Genomic DNA, 15,496 nt, shown 5'->3' on the forward strand with positions numbered 1-15,496 from the left:
CGGGAGGGGGTGGGCTAGAGGACACGGGGCCTCCCGAAAGGATCTGGAGACCACCAGCGTATCTGCGCCGCACCCCCCGAGTCACTGCCCTCAGCGCGCCGTCGTGGTCACCGTGATCTCCTCGACGTTCGGCAGCGCCCGGCCCAGGCGCTCGGCGGCGTCGCGGCGCACGACGTCGGCACTCGCCACCGTGGTCGCCGCGGCCACCCGTACCAGGGCCGAGCCGTGGAGCCGATGGCCGATCCACCGCAGCTGCACGCGGTCGACGGCGAGGACGCCGGGCGTGTGCCCGAGCGCGTGCTCGGCGCGGTGCACCAGAGCGGGCTCGACCCCGTCGAGCAGCCGCCGCCCGAGGCTCTTGACGGTGCCCCACAGCAGCACGAAGATCGCGACGCTGATGGCCAGGCCCACGATCGGGTCGGCAAGCGGGAAGCCCAGCATGACGCCTGCCGCGCCGAGCACGACGGCGAGCGAGGTGAACCCATCCGTGCGGGCGTGCACGCCGTCCGCCACGAGGGCCGCCGAGCCGATGCGACGCCCGACGCTGATCCGGTACATGGCCACGGCCTCGTTGCCCGCGAAGCCGATCACGCCGGCCGCCATCACCCACCACAGGTTCGTCAGCGGCTGGGGGTGGAGGATGCGGTCGACGGACTGCCACGCCGCGACGATCGCGGAGAGCGCGACGACCGCGATGATGAACAGGCCCGCGAGGTCCTCGGCCTTCCCCAGCCCGTAGGTGTACCTGCTGGTCGCCGGACGGCGGGCCAGGAGGAACGCCACCCAGAGGGGCAGCGCCGTCAGCGCGTCCGAGAAGTTGTGGACCGTATCGGCGAGCAGGGCCACGGATCCGCTGACGAGGACGACGGCGAACTGCAGCACGGTCGTGGCCAGCAGCGCGACGAGGCTGATCTTGAGCGCCCGCACGCCCTCGGTGCTGGCCTCGAGCGCATCGTCGATCGAGTCGGACGAGTCGTGGGTGTGCGGGACGAAGAACTCCTTGAGCGCACCCAGGACGCCGTGGCCGTGGTCATGGTCGTGGCCATGGTCGTGGTCATGCCCGTGGTGATGGCCGTCGTGCGCGTGGTGATGCCCGTCGTCGTGCGTGTGGGCGTGGGTGTGCTCGTGCTGCGCGCTCATGCGCCGGCCTTCTCTCCGTGGTGGTGGCGGGGGTTGGCCTCGAGGGCGTGCTCGGCCTGGAAGATCGCGTCGGTGACGAGCTTGCTCGCGTGCTCGTTCTCGAGGCGGTAGAAGACGCGGGTACCCATCTGGCGCGTGGCGACGATCCGGGCGAGGCGCATCTTGGCGAGGTGCTGTGAGACGGCGGCGGGGGACTTGCCGACGGCCTCGGCGAGGTCGTTGACGCTGTGCTCGCCCTCGCGCAGGGCGAGGATGATGCGGATGCGCGTCGCGTCGGCGAGCATCGAGAAGACCTCGACGGCGAGCTCGACGTAGCCGCTGTCCACGTCCAATCCGCACATCTTCTTATCTGCATTCATGCGCAGATTATCCCACGGCGGCGGCGCGAGCCTCCACCTCGCGGGCGCATGCAGGGTCAGGAGCCGAGGGCACCCCGGATCGTCGACACGAGGGATGCGAAGCGCGGGTTCGCGGCGAGGTCCTCGATGAGGACGGCCTCGCCGTCGTGGCCTGTGAGGGGGATCCGCCAGTTCGGGTGCTCGAGGTGGGTGCCGGGCTGGTTCTGGGTGCGCCGGTCGCCGACGGCGTCCACAAGCGCGACGCCGAGGAGGGCCGACGGCGTCAGGGTGGTGAGCGTGTAGAGCGCCTCGATGGTCCGCTGCTCGTCGGCCGCGCTGCTGCCGGCCTCCGGCAGGAGGCCCCGCTCGCGCAGGAGCCCCATCATGCCCTCGAGCTCGCTGGCCGCCGCCGCGAGCTCCTCCTCCAGGGGCCGCTCGAGCAGGCCGAGCGACTCGCGCAGGCGCACATGCTCGCCCGCGAGGTAGCCGGCCGTGGGCGGGAGGTCATGGGTGTTGACGCTCGTCAGGCACTGCTGCCTGTACCGCTCGGGCTCGAGGGGGCGTCCCTCGGCGTCGTTCTCGAACCACAGGATCGAGGTGCCGAAGATGCCCCGCTCGGCGAGGTAGTCGCGCACCCACGGCTCGAAGACGCCCAGGTCCTCGCCGATCACGACTGCGCCCGCCCGCTGGGCCTCGAGCGCGAGGATGCCGACGAGGGCCTCGTGGTCGTAGTAGACGTACGTGCCCTCGCCGGGGGAGCCGCCCCCGGGGATCCACCACAGGCGGAAGAGCCCGAGGATGTGGTCCACGCGGATCCCGCCCGCGTGGCGGAGGATCGTGCGGAGCATGTCGCGGTACGGCGCATAGCCCGACTCGGCGAGGCGCCCCGGATGCCACGGGGGCTGGCTCCAGTCCTGGCCCTGCTGGTTGAACACGTCCGGCGGCGCCCCCACCGAGACGCCCTCTGCGAGCGTCCCGGACAGGGTCCAGGCGTCGGCGCCGTCCGGGCGCACGCCCACGGCGAGGTCGTGGATGAGCCCGAGGTCCATGCCGCAGTCCTGCGCCGTCCGCTGGGCTGCCTCGAGCTGCTCGTCGCAGAGCCACTGGAGCCAGCGGTAGAAGTCCACCCGGTCCGCGAGCTGCTCCTTGAGGCGGCCGGCCTCCGCGCTCGCGGGCGCCGGCCAGCTCGGCGCGGCGTCATCGGCCTGGGGTGCGGCGGCGAGGGCGCTCCAGAGCGCGAAGTCGTCCAGGCCTGGACCGGCACCGTCGCGGAACCGGCGGTAGGCCTGCTCGCGGGCAGGGCTGCGCGGGACGTGCCACACGAGCTCGAGCGCCGCGAGCTTCGCCGCGAACGTGGCGTCGCGGTCGAGGAGCGCCGAGGAGGAATTGGCGGCCGCCCGCTCGCGCTGGAGCTCTTCGACGTGGGCCCGGTCCTCCGGATTGAGGTAGCCGTACTCCGGGATGTCCTCGATCCGGAGGTAGAGCGGATTGACGAAGCGGCGGGTCGTCGGGAGGTACGGGGAATCCTGGATCGGGGGTTCCGGCTCGGCGGCGTGGAGCGGGTTCACGAGGACGAAGCCTGCCCCCTCCGCGCCCGCGACCGCGGCGAGGTCGGCGAGGTCCCCGAAGTCGCCGATGCCCCAGGAGCGGCGCGACCTGACCGAGTACAGCTGCGCCATGAGGCCCCAGCGGCGCCCCTCGGCCAGCCGCTGGGTGGTTGAGAGCTGCGTCGGCGTGACCACCAGGGGCGACGACGCGGTCAGCCCGTCCGTTTCCGCGTGGAGCGTGTGCCAGCCCAGGGGGAGTTCGGACGGCAGGAGGAAGACGGCGCGGCCGGTCAGCACGCCGTCGACCGTGCGTGGCTCCTCCCAGTCGTCGACCTGCCGCACGGTGTACGAGGTGCCGTCCTCAGCGGTCACCCAGACCGACACGGAGCTGCCGTGCGGCACGTGGACCTGGACGGAGGCCTCGTGGCCCTGGCGGGTGACCACCACCGGGGGGAGGAGCCGGCGCCACGGCGCGAGGTCGGCGTCGTCCAGCGCCGCGAGCATCTCGTCGGTTGAGCCGACCGGTACCCCCAGTGCGCCCAGGACGGCCCGGAGGGTCGCGTCTGAGACAGGATGCTCGGCCCCGTCCCATCCCCAGAACGATGTCGCCACCCTGTGCCGTCCGGCCAGCTCGCGCAGGAGCCCCTCTGCATCCGCCATGGCTCCACCCTATGCGGGACGGGGGGCTGGTCAACCGCCGCGGCCTGGCGACCCGCCGCCGAGCCTTCGCGCGGGCCGCGCGTCATCCCACGGCGAAGACGTGCACGACGACGCGGTCCGGGTAGCGTTCGCCCGTGCCGACGAACAGCGTGCGGTTCACCCAGTCCCACTGGGGTGCGGAGGTCCGCAGCCGCGGCGCGCAGCGGAAGTAGATCTCCTGCGGGTCCACCGCCTCGCCTCGGGCGATCCGGCCCAGGGCATCGGCGGAGCCTGACCGGAGGGCGGCGTTGTCCACCGAGACGATCGCGCCGTCGTCGAGCTCGAGGGCGTAGCGGGCATCGAGCTGGCTGAGCTCCGGGGTGTGCAGGATCTGGAAGTCCGCTCCGCCCGGGAGCACGCGTCCCTTGAGCCGCGGGCCCGAGACGGTGCCGCCCGTGATCGGGATGATCCGGCGGTGCCCCTCGGGTGTCGGCCCGACGTCGATCGGCTCGGCGATGAGGACCGAGAGGGTCCCTGCGTACTGGAGGGCCGGCGCCTGCGGCTCCGGCGCCTGGAGTTCCTGGGTCATGGCTAGGACAGTACTCGGAGGGCGGGCCGTGCAGGCTCCTGCCCCTGTGGGTCTGGCCGCCGCGCCTGAGCCGTCGGAAACTGCACAATCCGCGGCCTCCCGGGCCCCCTATCGGGTTCAGCGTGCCGCGAGTTGCGCAGTTTCACGCGGTGCCGGGTGCCTCCCGGCAGCGTGGTTGCCAAACATACCCCCTAGGGGTATGTTGGTGGTGCTGCCAGCGATGGACGCGGTCCTGCCCCGTTACCGCCGATCGCCCCCAGCGACGAACCATCTGCACCCCAGGAGGACGGCGCTGACCATGACCGACCACAGCATGCACGACCACGCGGCCCGCGACCACGCAGCCCACGAGCACCACGGCCACGACGCGCAGGCCGACCGGGAGCGGCCCGGCGGCCCGCATGCCGGGCACGACATGCACGCCGGGCACGACATGACCGCCCAGCTCCACGCCGGCCACGGCGACCCGCACGCGGTCCACACCCACGGCGAGCACGCAGGCCACTCGGTCGCGATGTTCCGCGATCGGTTCTGGCTCACGCTCGGGCTGTCGCTCGTCGTCGTGTACTTCAGCCCGATGTTCTGGCGCCTCTTCGGCGCGACTCCGCCGATGTTCCCCGGGAGCGAGTGGATCGGCCCGGTCCTGGGGACCGTGATCTTCTTCTACGGCGGCATGCCGTTCCTCAAGGGCGGCCTCAGCGAGGCGAGGACCCGCAAGCCGGGCATGATGCTGCTCATCGCGATGGCCATCACGGTCGCGTTCGCCGCCTCGTGGGCGACGAGCCTGGGGATCGGCGGGTTCGACCTCGACTTCTGGTGGGAGCTCGCCCTCCTCGTCACGATCATGCTCCTGGGCCACTGGCTCGAGATGCGCGCCCTCGGCGCCTCGCGCGGGGCGCTCGAGGCCCTCGCCGCACTCCTGCCCGACGAGGCCGAGCGCATCGGCGACACGGGTGAGACCGAGACCGTCGCCGCCTCCGAGCTGTCGGTGGGCGACCTCGTCCTCGTGCGCGCCGGTGGGCGGCTCCCCGCGGACGGCCGCATCGAGGAAGGTACCGCCGAGCTCGACGAGTCGATGATCACCGGCGAGTCCAAGACCGTCACGCGCGGACCCGGCGACACCGTCGTCGCGGGCACGGTCGCGACCGACACGAGCCTCCGGGTGCGCGTCGGGGCAGTGGGGGAGTCGACGGCGCTCGCCGGCATCCAGCGCATGGTCGCCGACGCGCAGGCCTCCTCCTCCCGCGCCCAGGCGCTCGCCGACCGGGCCGCCGCGTTCCTCTTCTACTTCGCGACCGGCGCGGGCATCCTCACGTTCATCGCGTGGACCCTCCTCGGCGACCTCCCGACCGCCGTCACGGCCACCGTCACCGTCCTCGTGATTGCGTGCCCTCACGCACTCGGCCTCGCCATCCCGCTCGTCATCGCCATCTCGACCGAGCGCGCGGCCAAGGGCGGAGTCCTCGTCAAGGACCGCCTCGCCCTCGAGCGCATGCGCACCGTCAAGGCCGTCCTCTTCGACAAGACGGGCACGCTCACCAAGGGCGCGCCGGAGGTCGTCGGCGTCGCGGCGGTCGCGAGCGTCCTCGCGCGCGATGCCCGCGCGGCGCACGACGGCGGTGCGCACGACGCCGGCGCCCCGGCGGCTGCCCCGGACGGCCCGGCCGGCGAGGACGCGCTCCTGGCGCTTGCCGCGGCCGCCGAGTCGGACAGCGAGCACCCCGTGGCCCGGGCGATCGTCCGCGCGGCCCGCGACCGCGGCCTCCGCGTTCCCGCGGCCACCGGGTTCCAGGCCAGCTCGGGCCGGGGCATCCAGGCGCGCGTCGGCGGCGAGCATGGCGGCGAGCTCGTGCAGGTCGGCGGCCCGGCGATGCTGGCCGAGCTGGGACTCGACACCCCGGCGGAACTGGCCGACGCCGTCGACCGCTGGAAGGCCCGCGGCGCCTCGGTTCTCCACGTGATCCGCGACGGCGGGATCGCGGGGGCGCTGGCGCTCGAGGACTCCGTCCGAGAGGAGTCCCGCACTGCCGTCGCTGCGCTCCAGCAGCGAGGGATTCGCGTCGCGATGATCACGGGCGACGCCCAGCAGGTGGCCGACGCGGTGGCCCGGGACCTCGGCATCGACGAGGTGTTCGCCCAGGTGCTGCCGCAGGACAAGGACCAGAAGGTGGCCGAGCTCCAGAAGCGCGGCCTCAGCGTCGCGATGGTCGGCGACGGCGTGAACGACGCGCCCGCCCTGGCCCGGGCCGACGTCGGCATCGCGATCGGCGCCGGCACGGATGTCGCCATCGAGTCCGCGGGCGTGGTGCTCGCCGGCAACGATCCGCGCTCGGTGGTCTCGGTCGTCGAGCTCTCCCGCGCGAGCTACCGCAAGATGTGGCAGAACCTCGTGTGGGCCACGGGCTACAACGTCATCGCCGTGCCGCTCGCGGCCGGAGTGCTGGCGTTCGCGGGGATCATGCTCTCCCCGGCTGCGGGCGCGGTCCTCATGTCCCTGTCCACGATTGTCGTGGCGCTCAACGCGCAGCTGCTGCGGCGGCTCGACTTGGACCCAGGCCACGTCCGATAGGAGCATGATCAGCGTGCATATCGACACACCTCGCGCCGGACAACGGGCACTTGTGCCCGTTCCGGGCGCTGAGTGGTGTCGATATGCACGCTGGCTCCTCGTCCTGGCCCTGGCCCTCGGCGTGCTCGGCATGCACACGGCACCGGGGGCGTCCACAACGCATACCACGACGCCTGCTATGGCGCACGGGGCCCCAGCCCACCATGCCCACGGATCGATCCCGGGGTCCGGCCACGCGACGAGCCCGGACATCCTGCTGGCCTCCGACAAGCGATTCGCCGGCTGGGGCCCGGACGAGTGCACGCAGGGCAGCGGCGACGTGCCGGTCCACGCGGCCCACTGCATTCCGGCGCCCGGTGCAGTGCCCCCGGTGCCGCCCGCCGTCGTGGTGCTGGAGCGTTCAGACGCGCTCCCGCAGCCGCCGGCGGCCTCCGTCCCACGCTCGATCCTCCCGCGCGCCCCGGCGCCAGACCTCACCCAGCTCTCGATCAGTCGAACGTGAGCAGGCCTCTGCCTGCCCGCACACCTCTCCACGACTGAAAGAAGACCGATGAACGCCAAGAACTCTGCGCTCTCTGCTGCCCTGCTCGCCGCCACCGTCGCCCTCGCCGGATGCGGCGCTTCCGAGGCGGCTCCCGCCGCGACGTCGGGCGCTTCCCCGATGGATCACAGTGGGCACTCGATGCCCATGGGGACGCCCAGCAGCTCGTCATCCCAGGGCTCGTTCAACGCCGCGGACGCCATGTTCGCGCAGATGATGATCCCCCACCACGAGCAGGCCGTCGAGATGAGCGGCATCGTCCTGGCCAAGCCTGGCCTCGACGCCCGGGTCGCCCAGCTCGCCGAGCGGATCAAGGCCGCCCAGGCCCCGGAGATCGCGACCCAGCGCGGCTGGCTCGCCGCATGGAACCAGCCCACGGCCATGGTGGCAGACGCAGGCCACGGCATGGAGGGCATGGTGAGCGACGAGGACCTCGCCGCGCTCAAGGCCGCCGATGCCGGCGAGGGGGCCAAGCTCTTCCTCACCCAGATGATCGCCCACCATGAGGGGGCCGTGACGATGGCGAAGTCGGAGCTCAGCACGGGTGCCCACCCGGGGGCGGTGGCGATGGCGCAGTCGATCGTCGACTCCCAGACCACGGAGATCGACCAGATGAAGTCCCTCCTGGGGCAGCTGTGAACGCGCGTGCTGCCCGGACGCCGCTGTCCCGGGCCGGCGTCCTCGGCGCCGTCCTCGCTGCCGCCCTCGGCGGCGCGCTCGCGCTGGCGGGATGCGCCGCACCCGCAGCGGGCACGACGGCGTCGGCCGCCTCGGGTGCGACGGGATCCTCCCTGCCGGGAGGCCACGTCCACGGCATCGCGGCGACCGGCGACGGCTCGACCGTCCTGATCGGGACCCACCAAGGCGTATACGACCTCAGCGGCGCCGGGCCCGAGCGCGTCAGCGCCGCGGACGACTTCATGGGCTTCGTCGGCGATCCCGCCGGGACGCTCTGGGCCTCGGGCCACCCCGGGCCCGGCTCGTCCAGGCCCAACCCGCTGGGCCTGCTCCGCTCGACCGACGGCGGCCGGACCTGGACCGCCGTGTCCAACGAGGGTGTCTCCGACTTCCACGCGCTCACGGTCACGAAGTCGGGCCTCGTGGGGTTCGACGGCGTGCTCAAGCGCACCCCGACCGGCGAGGCCTGGGCCGCGGTCGCCTCGTCCCTGCACCCCGCGGTGCTGGCCGGGCACCCTTCCACGGACACCGTCCTCGCCACGACCGAGAAGGGCCTGTTCGCCTCCCTCGACGGCGGGACGACGTGGCTGGCCGTGCCCGGCGCCCCGCTCATCCAGTTCGCGGCCTTCGCGGACGCCCGCCGGGTGGTCGGGGTGGCGCCCGACGGCGCGGTCTACTCGAGCGCGGACGCGGGCGTCTCGTGGACCCGGCTAGGCGACGCGGGGAAGGGGGTCGAGGCGGTCACTGCCGTCGCGGCTCCCGGCCAGCCCGTGCGGGTCCTCGCGGCGACGGACTCCGGTGTGCTGGAGTCCCGCGACGGCGGCGCCACCTTCGCCGCCTACGAGCCGGGGAGGCCGTGATGAACGGCCCGCACGCCCAGGACCCGCACGCCCAAGACCCGCACCCGAACAACCCGCACCCCCAGGGCCCGGGCCGGCTGGCCGGGCCGGTCTCCCGTCGCGGCTTCCTCGGGCTCTCCCTTGCGGCCGCCTCGGCGGCCATGCTCGCCGCGTGCACCTCGCCGTCGCCCTCGGGCGCCACCCGCGTCCTGTCCTCCGACGACGCGGTGCGGGCCGCCGAGGCCGCCCGCCCGTCGTCCGGCCGGACCGTCGCCGCCCGGCTGGACCCCGCGCCGCTCACCGTCACCCTGGACGGGAAGCAGGTCCAGACGTGGGGATACAACGGGACGGTCAACGGCCCGCTCCTGCGCGGCTCGGTGGGAGACCGGCTCGAGGTCGCCCTGGCCAACGGACTGCCGGAGCCCACGGTGGTCCACTGGCATGGACTCGCCCTCGCCAACGACCAGGACGGCGTCGAGATGCTCACGCAGAAGGAGATCGCCGCGGGCGGATCCTTCGGCTACGGCTTCCGGCTCGCCCACCCCGGCACGTACTGGTACCACTCCCACATGGAGCTCCAGCGCGAGCGCGGCCTCTACGGGCCGCTCATCGTCGACGACCCGTCCGAGGCCAGGGACTGGGACCACGAGTGGGTCATCCTCCTCGACGACTGGATGGACGGCGTCACCGGCACCCCGGAGGACGTCCTCAACGAGCTGTCCCAAGGCATGGGCGGCATGATGGGCGGCCGGCCCGGCGGGCAGGGCGGCGGGCGGTACATGGCCATGGGCTCCGTGAGCGACTACCTCGGCGGCGACGCCGGGGACGTCCGCTACCCCCTGCACCTGTTCAACGGCCGCACCCCCTCGGACCCGGACACGCTGCGGGCCAAGGCCGGGGACCGCGTCCGGCTCAGGATCATCAACGCCGGCGGGGACACGGCCTACCGCGTGGGCGCGCCCGGCGTGAAGCTCACGGTGACCCACACGGACGGGTTCCCGGTCGAGCGGACGGAGGCGGACGCCGTCGTGCTCGGGATGGGCGAGCGGATCGACGCGCTGCTGACCGTGCCCGAGGGATGGACGCCGCTCATGGCGCAGCCGGAGGGCAAGACGGGGCTCGCGCTCGGGCGGATCAGCACGGGGACGGGGAAGGAGCCGATCGCGGCGGCCCTGCCGTCGCGGCTGACGGGGACGGTGGTCGACGGCGGCCAGCTCACCGCCGCGGCAGGCGCCCGGCTCGCACGGCGGGATCCGGACCGCACCCACACCGTCCGGCTCACCGGCTCCATGATGGCCTACGACTGGGGCCTGGACGGGCGCCGCTTCGACATGGCCAACCCGTACGACGGCGCCCTCGAGGTCCGGCAGGGCGAGCGCGTGCGGATCGACTTCGTCAACGAGTCGATGATGTGGCACCCCATGCACCTGCACGGCCATACCTTCCAGGTCGGGGACGCCGGAGCGCGGAAGGACACGGTGATCGTGCGGCCGGGGCAGACGGTCAGCGTCCTCTTCGACGCCGACAATCCGGGCCAGTGGCTCTACCACTGCCACAACGCCTACCACGCGGCGCGCGGCATGATGGGAGTCCTGAGCTACGTGCGGTGAGGGCAGAGCCAGAGCCAGTGCCAGAGCCAGAGCCGGGCTGGGACTTCGGCCCCTTGCCCAGCCCGGCCTCCTCTGGAAGCGTGGGCGCCATGGCCTACACCCTCACCACGCACGTCCCGCTGCCCTACGCCGAGGCGGTCGACGCCGTCAAGGCGGCCCTCGCCGACCAGGGCTTCGGTGTCCTGACCGAGATCGACATCCGCAAGACATTCGCCGCCAAGCTGGGCGATGAGGCGGGAGACTCAGTGGGGGACTACGTGATCCTCGGCGCGTGCAACCCGAACCTCGCCAGCCGCGCCCTGGGCGCCGAACCCGAGATGGGGGCGCTCCTGCCGTGCAACGTCGTGGTGCGCCGCGCCGCCGGCGCCGAGGAGACGACCGTCGAGGCCATCGACCCCCAGACCATGGTGCAGCTCAGCTCGAGCGGGCAGGTCAAGGAGGTCGCGGACGACGCCGGAACGCGCCTGCGCGCCGCGCTCGCCGCGGTCTCGGGGCAGTAGGGCAGTAGGGCAGTAGGGCGGTTCGGCGCCGTCTAGCTGCGCCGGCGCCGCAGCGCGCTCACGGCCAGGTACGTGCCGAGGCCCCCCGCCGCGCCGATCCCGGTCCGCAGCAGGGGCGCGCGCCAGCCGCGCCAGCGCGTGTCGTTCGTGACGACCTCCCCGACGCCGCGGATGAACGCCGCCGCAATGACGGCGGCCAGCACCTTGTTTCCGACGCGCTCGGCGCGGGCCATGAGCGGCTCGAGTTCGGCGGCGCGGAGGTGCACCTCGAACCCGCCGGCGTCGAGGACCCGGCTGGCGCTGTCGATGAGGTCCGGCAGGTCCCCGGCGAGGTCCATTGCCGTGAGCCCGGCCGCCTTGAGGCTGCGGGTGATCGCGGCGGGGGAGTACTGCTCGAGCAGGAGCCGGCGCACGTGCGGCTCGAGCACGCGGGAGAGGCGGAACTGGGGGTCCAGGACCCGGCCGAGCCCCTCGGCCATCACGAGCATCTTGATCACCACCGCCGCCTCGGCGGGCATCACGAGGTGGTGGTGGCGGATCACCGCGAGGAGCTTCTGCGCGAGCCTCGCCAGGTTCACGTCGGCGAGGTCCACGCCGTCGTACAGGGAGATGAACACCGCGACGTCGGCGGCGAGCCGTTTGCGGTCCTCCACGGCGCCCGAGCGCGACATCGCCTCGAGGACTCGGGCGAGCCTTCGCGGGTCCTTGCGGGCGAGCGCGATGAGGAGCCGCCCCAGATCATGGCGGAGCTGGTCGCTGATCTCCCCGACCATGCCGAAGTCGATGATCGCGATGCGGCCGCCGGGCTCCACGAACATGTTGCCCGGGTGCGGGTCCGCGTGGAAGAAACCGTCCTCGAAGATCATCTGGGCGAGTGCGGCCGCCGAATGGTCGGCGAGGGCGCGCCGGTCGAGCCCCGCGGCGTCGAGCGCCGCGACGTCGTTGATCTTGAGGCCTTCCATGAACTCGAGCGTGAGGATTCGGGACGTCGTGGTGTCCCAGTAGACCTTCGGGAACCGGAACCGCTCGTCGCCGGCGAAGTTCGTGGCGAACCGCTCCGCGCTGCGGGCCTCCTCGAGGTAGTCGAGCTCGGTCGTGAGGGTCTTGGAGAACTCCTCGACGAGGCCTTCCACGTCGTAGTTGGCCAGGACCGGCCACGCCCGGGTCGCGGTCGCGGTGACGTTGCGCAGGATCTCGAGGTCCTCGCGGATGCGCTCCACCGCGCCTGGCTTGCGGACCTTGACCACCACCCTCGTGCCGTCCGCGAGCCGTGCCTCGTGGACCTGGCCGATCGAGGCGCTCGCGAGCGGCACGTCGTCGAACGCGGCGAAGGCGGTGTCCGCGTCCATGCCGAGCTCCTCGCGCACGACGGCGTGGATCGCCTCCGCTGGGACGGGTGGCGCCGCGTCCTGCAGCTTGGCGAGCTCGGCCTGGTACGGCTCAGGGACGAGGTCGGGGCGGGTCGAGAGGATCTGCCCGAGCTTCATGAAGGTCGGGCCCAGCTCCTCGAGGGCCCGGCGGACATGCACGGGGGCGCCTGCGGGGGCGCCCTGGCCCTCCTGCCCCCGCCTCGGACCCGGAAGCCAGCGCGAGAGGCCGGCCACGGTCAGGACATGGCCGAGGCCGTGCCGGGCGAGGATGTCCGCGATCTCGCGGTACCGCCTGGCGTGACCGCTCCAGGGAACCAGCGCCATGGGACGAGCCTACCGTCCTGCGGGTCCCCTACCCGTTCAGCAGTCCCGCGAGCCCATCCATCACGGGCCTGCGGCCCGCCTCGATGTGGGCGGCGGCGACTGCCTCGGCGAGCTGGGGCTGGCCGGTCATGATCGCCTCGGCGAGCTCGTCGTGCTCGAGCGCGTTGACCTCGAGGGAACGGTTGACGGCCAGGCCGAAGAGCCAGCGGTTGAGCCCGTGGAGCGGGCGCATCGAGCGCTCGAGGAGGCCGCTGCCGGCGAGGGCGATGATCTGGTCGTGGAATCGGGTGTTGAGGTCGGAGGTCAGGTCCGTGTCGCCAGCCTCGAGCGCTTCCTTCGCCTGGCGCAGGGTCTCGAGGAGCCCGCCGGCGTCCTCCCCGGCCGCCACGCGTTCGGCGGCGCGCCTGGCGGCGAAGGACTCGAGGAGCACGCGGAGGTCGAACAGCTCCTCGACGTCCTTGAGCGTCAGCTTCCGCACCACCGCGCCGCGCCGCGGGGCGGTCACGAGGAAGCCGTCCTGCTCGAGGCGGTGGATCGCCTCCCGGACCGGGATGCGGGATACCCCGTACTGGTCCGACAGCTCCCGCTCGCGCAGCCGCTGCCCGGGCGCGGCCCGGCCGGAGATGATCGCGTCGAGGATCTGCTGGTAGACCTTGCCTGCCATCGCCTCGTCCGGCGCCACCGCTGTCACGTTGTCCACTGTCGAAGGGTATCCGGTCCCGGACGCCCTTTTCGGCGGTAATCTGAGACCACCTGTACCGCCCGCACCCACCGGAGGCCCCGTGGCCGTGCCCCACAGCCCCGCCGAACAGAGCCCCGCGGAGCGAAGCCCGACCGGGCGCGCCCCGGCGACCGAGGCGGCCTTCGCCGAGCCGACCGCCCCTGTCCGGCCCCGCTGGATCCTCGGCGTCGTCCTCGTCAACATCGGCATCAACGTCGCCTTCTTCGGCCCCCTCCAGGTGCTCCTGGCCCAGCAGGCCGCGGTCTTCGCGCCCGGTCAGAAGGAAGCCGTCCTGGCGCTCGTGACGAGCGCGGGAGCGGCCGTCTCCGTGGTCTGCAACCCCCTCGCGGGGGCCCTCTCCGACCGCACGTCCGGCCGGTTCGGCCGGCGCCGCCCCTGGGTCTTCTTCGGCGCGCTCACGGGAACGCTCGCCCTCGTCGGGCTGTCCGGCGCGCCGAGCATCGCCGCGATGGCGGCTCTGTGGTGCCTCGTCCAGCTCGGCGCCAACAGCGCCTACGCCGCCATCACAGCCGCCGTGCCGGACCGCGTGCCCGTCACGCAGCGCGGATCGGTGGGGGGCCTGGCCGCCATGGGCATCACGACTGGGATCCTCCTCGGCACGGCTGTGGGGGCGGCCGTCGCGGGGAACTTCTCCCTCGGCTACCTCATCTGCGGGGTGCTGCTCGCGGTGAGCGTCGTCCACTTCCTGCTCGGCGCAAAGGACGAGCCCCTGCCCCGCGCGGCGCTGGGGCGGTTCTCGCTCGCGCGGTTCGTGGCAGCCTTCTGGATTAGCCCCCGCCGCCACCCTGACTTCGCCTGGGCCTGGTTCACCAAGCTCCTGGTCAACGTGGGCAACCACGTGGTGCTGCTCTACCTGATCTACTTCCTCACGGACGCCGTGCGGATCGAGCAGACCACCGGCATCCCCCCGGCCACCGGGACGCTCATCCTCACCGGCCTGTACTCGGCGATGGTCATCGCGACGAGCATCTTGGGGGGCAAGCTCAGCGACCGCATCGGCAGGCGCAAGCCGCTCGTCATCGGCTCGTCCGCCGTGATGGCCGTCGCCTCGCTCATCCTCGCGCTCGCCCCGACCTGGACCGGCGCCCTCGTCGGTGCCATCGTGCTGGGCATCGGCTTCGGCGCCTACATGGCCGTGGACTTCGCGCTCGTCACCCAGGTCCTGCCCCACGCCGCCCACCGCGGCAAGGACCTCGGCGTCATCAACATCGCCAACTCGCTGCCGCAGGTCATCGCGCCCGCCATCGCCTACCCGTTCCTCGCCTTCCTCGGCGGGTACGTGTCCCTCTACATCGGCGCGGCCGTCATCGGGCTCTTCGGCGCCGTCTTCGTCACCCGGATCCGCTCGGTCGCCTGAACCGCGCACGACGGCGGGAGGGGCCGCGCGCGCTGGTGCCCGGCCGGCGTCGTGCTCCCCGCGGGATCAGCCGGCGCGGCTGGTGCGGCGGCGGGCGACGATCTCGCAGGAAGCCTTGAGCTGCTTCTCGGCCTCGAGCGGGATGAGCCTGCCCGTCCGCACGGCGGAGACTAGCCCCGAGATCACATGGACGATGCTCCGGCCGCGTTCGGCACCTCCCGCGAGGCGCCCGAGCACCGACCAGGAGAGCTCGTCGACCTCGCCGACGAGTCCCGTCAGCTCGTGGTCCGCCGGGACGATGAGCTCGTCGAGGCAGGAGTTCACCGCGGGCTGGGCGAGGCGCATGTGGAAGAGCTCGACCGCGGCGCCGGCCAGGAGGCGCGCGCGCTGGGCCTCGGTCCGTGACCCGCTCGCGCGGTCCTCCACGCGGGCGCGGAGCTCGAGGAGCTGGCGCCGGTGCAGGGCCAGGAGGAGGTGGGCGGCCGAGGGGAAATACCGGTGCGCGGTGCCGAAGGCGACCCCGGCCTCCTCGGCGACAGCGGTGATGTCGATGTCCGGGTATTCGAGGGTGGCAAACCGTGCTGCTGCGTCCAGGAGCTGCGCGTACCGGGCAGCGAGGCGGGGCGTGGCCGGAGGAGGGGCTGGGGTGACCAGATCCTGGGGCAGTTCGAGCACAGCGCAGCAACCTCTTTTCCCGACGCTTCTGCATCCCA

Annotated in this window: 14 protein-coding genes; 7 read left to right on the forward strand and 7 right to left on the reverse strand. The window is 72.9% G+C overall.

Features of this window, described 5'->3' with window-relative positions; genetic code table 11:
- Nucleotides 1-90 precede the first annotated feature (90 nt).
- From ACQ5BE_RS13250 to ACQ5BE_RS13265, 4 genes are all read right to left on the reverse strand, one after another.
- Nucleotides 91-1,140 (reverse strand): cation diffusion facilitator family transporter, encoded by a 1,050-nt coding sequence (locus tag ACQ5BE_RS13250; protein WP_430297441.1) that lies wholly within the window; start codon nt 1,138-1,140, stop codon nt 91-93.
- Nucleotides 1,137-1,499, reverse strand: a complete 363-nt coding sequence (locus ACQ5BE_RS13255) for an ArsR/SmtB family transcription factor (protein WP_208710619.1) — start codon at nt 1,497-1,499, stop codon at nt 1,137-1,139. Before ACQ5BE_RS13255 ends, ACQ5BE_RS13250 begins: the two co-directional genes overlap by 4 nt.
- 56 nt (nt 1,500-1,555) lie before the next feature.
- On the reverse strand, nt 1,556-3,685 hold the full coding sequence (gene malQ / locus ACQ5BE_RS13260) for a 4-alpha-glucanotransferase (RefSeq protein WP_430297442.1): 2,130 nt from the start codon (nt 3,683-3,685) through the stop codon (nt 1,556-1,558).
- A gap of 82 nt (nt 3,686-3,767) precedes the next feature.
- The gene (locus ACQ5BE_RS13265) at nt 3,768-4,253 is read right to left on the reverse strand and encodes a DUF3237 domain-containing protein (protein WP_430297443.1); all 486 of its coding nucleotides are present in this window, start codon (nt 4,251-4,253) and stop codon (nt 3,768-3,770) included.
- Between the two features lie 298 nt (nt 4,254-4,551).
- Between ACQ5BE_RS13265 and ACQ5BE_RS13270 the strand changes: the two genes are divergently transcribed.
- From ACQ5BE_RS13270 to ACQ5BE_RS13295, 6 genes are all read left to right on the forward strand, one after another.
- On the forward strand, nt 4,552-6,822 hold the full coding sequence (locus tag ACQ5BE_RS13270; protein WP_430297444.1) for a heavy metal translocating P-type ATPase: 2,271 nt from the start codon (nt 4,552-4,554) through the stop codon (nt 6,820-6,822).
- Between the two features lie 4 nt (nt 6,823-6,826).
- The gene (locus ACQ5BE_RS13275) at nt 6,827-7,324 is read left to right on the forward strand and encodes a DUF6153 family protein (RefSeq protein WP_430297445.1); all 498 of its coding nucleotides are present in this window, start codon (nt 6,827-6,829) and stop codon (nt 7,322-7,324) included.
- Between the two features lie 48 nt (nt 7,325-7,372).
- Nucleotides 7,373-8,002: a DUF305 domain-containing protein gene (locus ACQ5BE_RS13280; RefSeq protein ID WP_430297446.1), complete on the forward strand. Its 630-nt coding sequence runs from the start codon at nt 7,373-7,375 to the stop codon at nt 8,000-8,002.
- Nucleotides 7,999-8,901: a F510_1955 family glycosylhydrolase gene (locus ACQ5BE_RS13285; RefSeq protein WP_430297447.1), complete on the forward strand. Its 903-nt coding sequence runs from the start codon at nt 7,999-8,001 to the stop codon at nt 8,899-8,901. The genes ACQ5BE_RS13280 and ACQ5BE_RS13285 overlap by 4 nt, the downstream gene beginning before the upstream one ends.
- Entirely contained in the window at nt 8,901-10,490 is a 1,590-nt protein-coding gene (locus ACQ5BE_RS13290; protein ID WP_430297448.1) for a multicopper oxidase family protein, read from the forward strand. Before ACQ5BE_RS13285 ends, ACQ5BE_RS13290 begins: the two co-directional genes overlap by 1 nt.
- A gap of 89 nt (nt 10,491-10,579) precedes the next feature.
- Nucleotides 10,580-10,990 (forward strand): DUF302 domain-containing protein, encoded by a 411-nt coding sequence (locus ACQ5BE_RS13295; protein WP_430297449.1) that lies wholly within the window; start codon nt 10,580-10,582, stop codon nt 10,988-10,990.
- A gap of 32 nt (nt 10,991-11,022) precedes the next feature.
- Here the strand turns inward: ACQ5BE_RS13295 and ACQ5BE_RS13300 are convergent, their stop codons facing one another.
- Both ACQ5BE_RS13300 and ACQ5BE_RS13305 read right to left on the reverse strand, forming a co-directional pair.
- Nucleotides 11,023-12,684, reverse strand: coding sequence for an ABC1 kinase family protein (locus ACQ5BE_RS13300; protein WP_430297450.1), 1,662 nt, complete (start codon nt 12,682-12,684; stop codon nt 11,023-11,025).
- Nucleotides 12,685-12,712: 28 nt separating this feature from the next.
- Complete coding sequence (locus tag ACQ5BE_RS13305) at nt 12,713-13,384, reverse strand: GntR family transcriptional regulator (protein WP_430297451.1); 672 nt, start codon at nt 13,382-13,384, stop codon at nt 12,713-12,715.
- 88 nt (nt 13,385-13,472) lie between these two features.
- Between ACQ5BE_RS13305 and ACQ5BE_RS13310 the strand changes: the two genes are divergently transcribed.
- Complete coding sequence (locus ACQ5BE_RS13310) at nt 13,473-14,783, forward strand: MFS transporter (protein WP_430297452.1); 1,311 nt, start codon at nt 13,473-13,475, stop codon at nt 14,781-14,783.
- A gap of 66 nt (nt 14,784-14,849) precedes the next feature.
- Here ACQ5BE_RS13310 and ACQ5BE_RS13315 read toward each other — a convergent pair whose 3' ends face one another.
- Nucleotides 14,850-15,458, reverse strand: a complete 609-nt coding sequence (locus ACQ5BE_RS13315; RefSeq protein ID WP_430297453.1) for a TetR/AcrR family transcriptional regulator — start codon at nt 15,456-15,458, stop codon at nt 14,850-14,852.
- Nucleotides 15,459-15,496 lie beyond the last annotated feature (38 nt).

Origin of the sequence: Sinomonas sp. B1-1 (genome assembly GCF_050474465.1) — a bacterium.
Taxonomy (GTDB): Bacteria; Actinomycetota; Actinomycetes; order Actinomycetales; family Micrococcaceae; genus Sinomonas; species Sinomonas flava.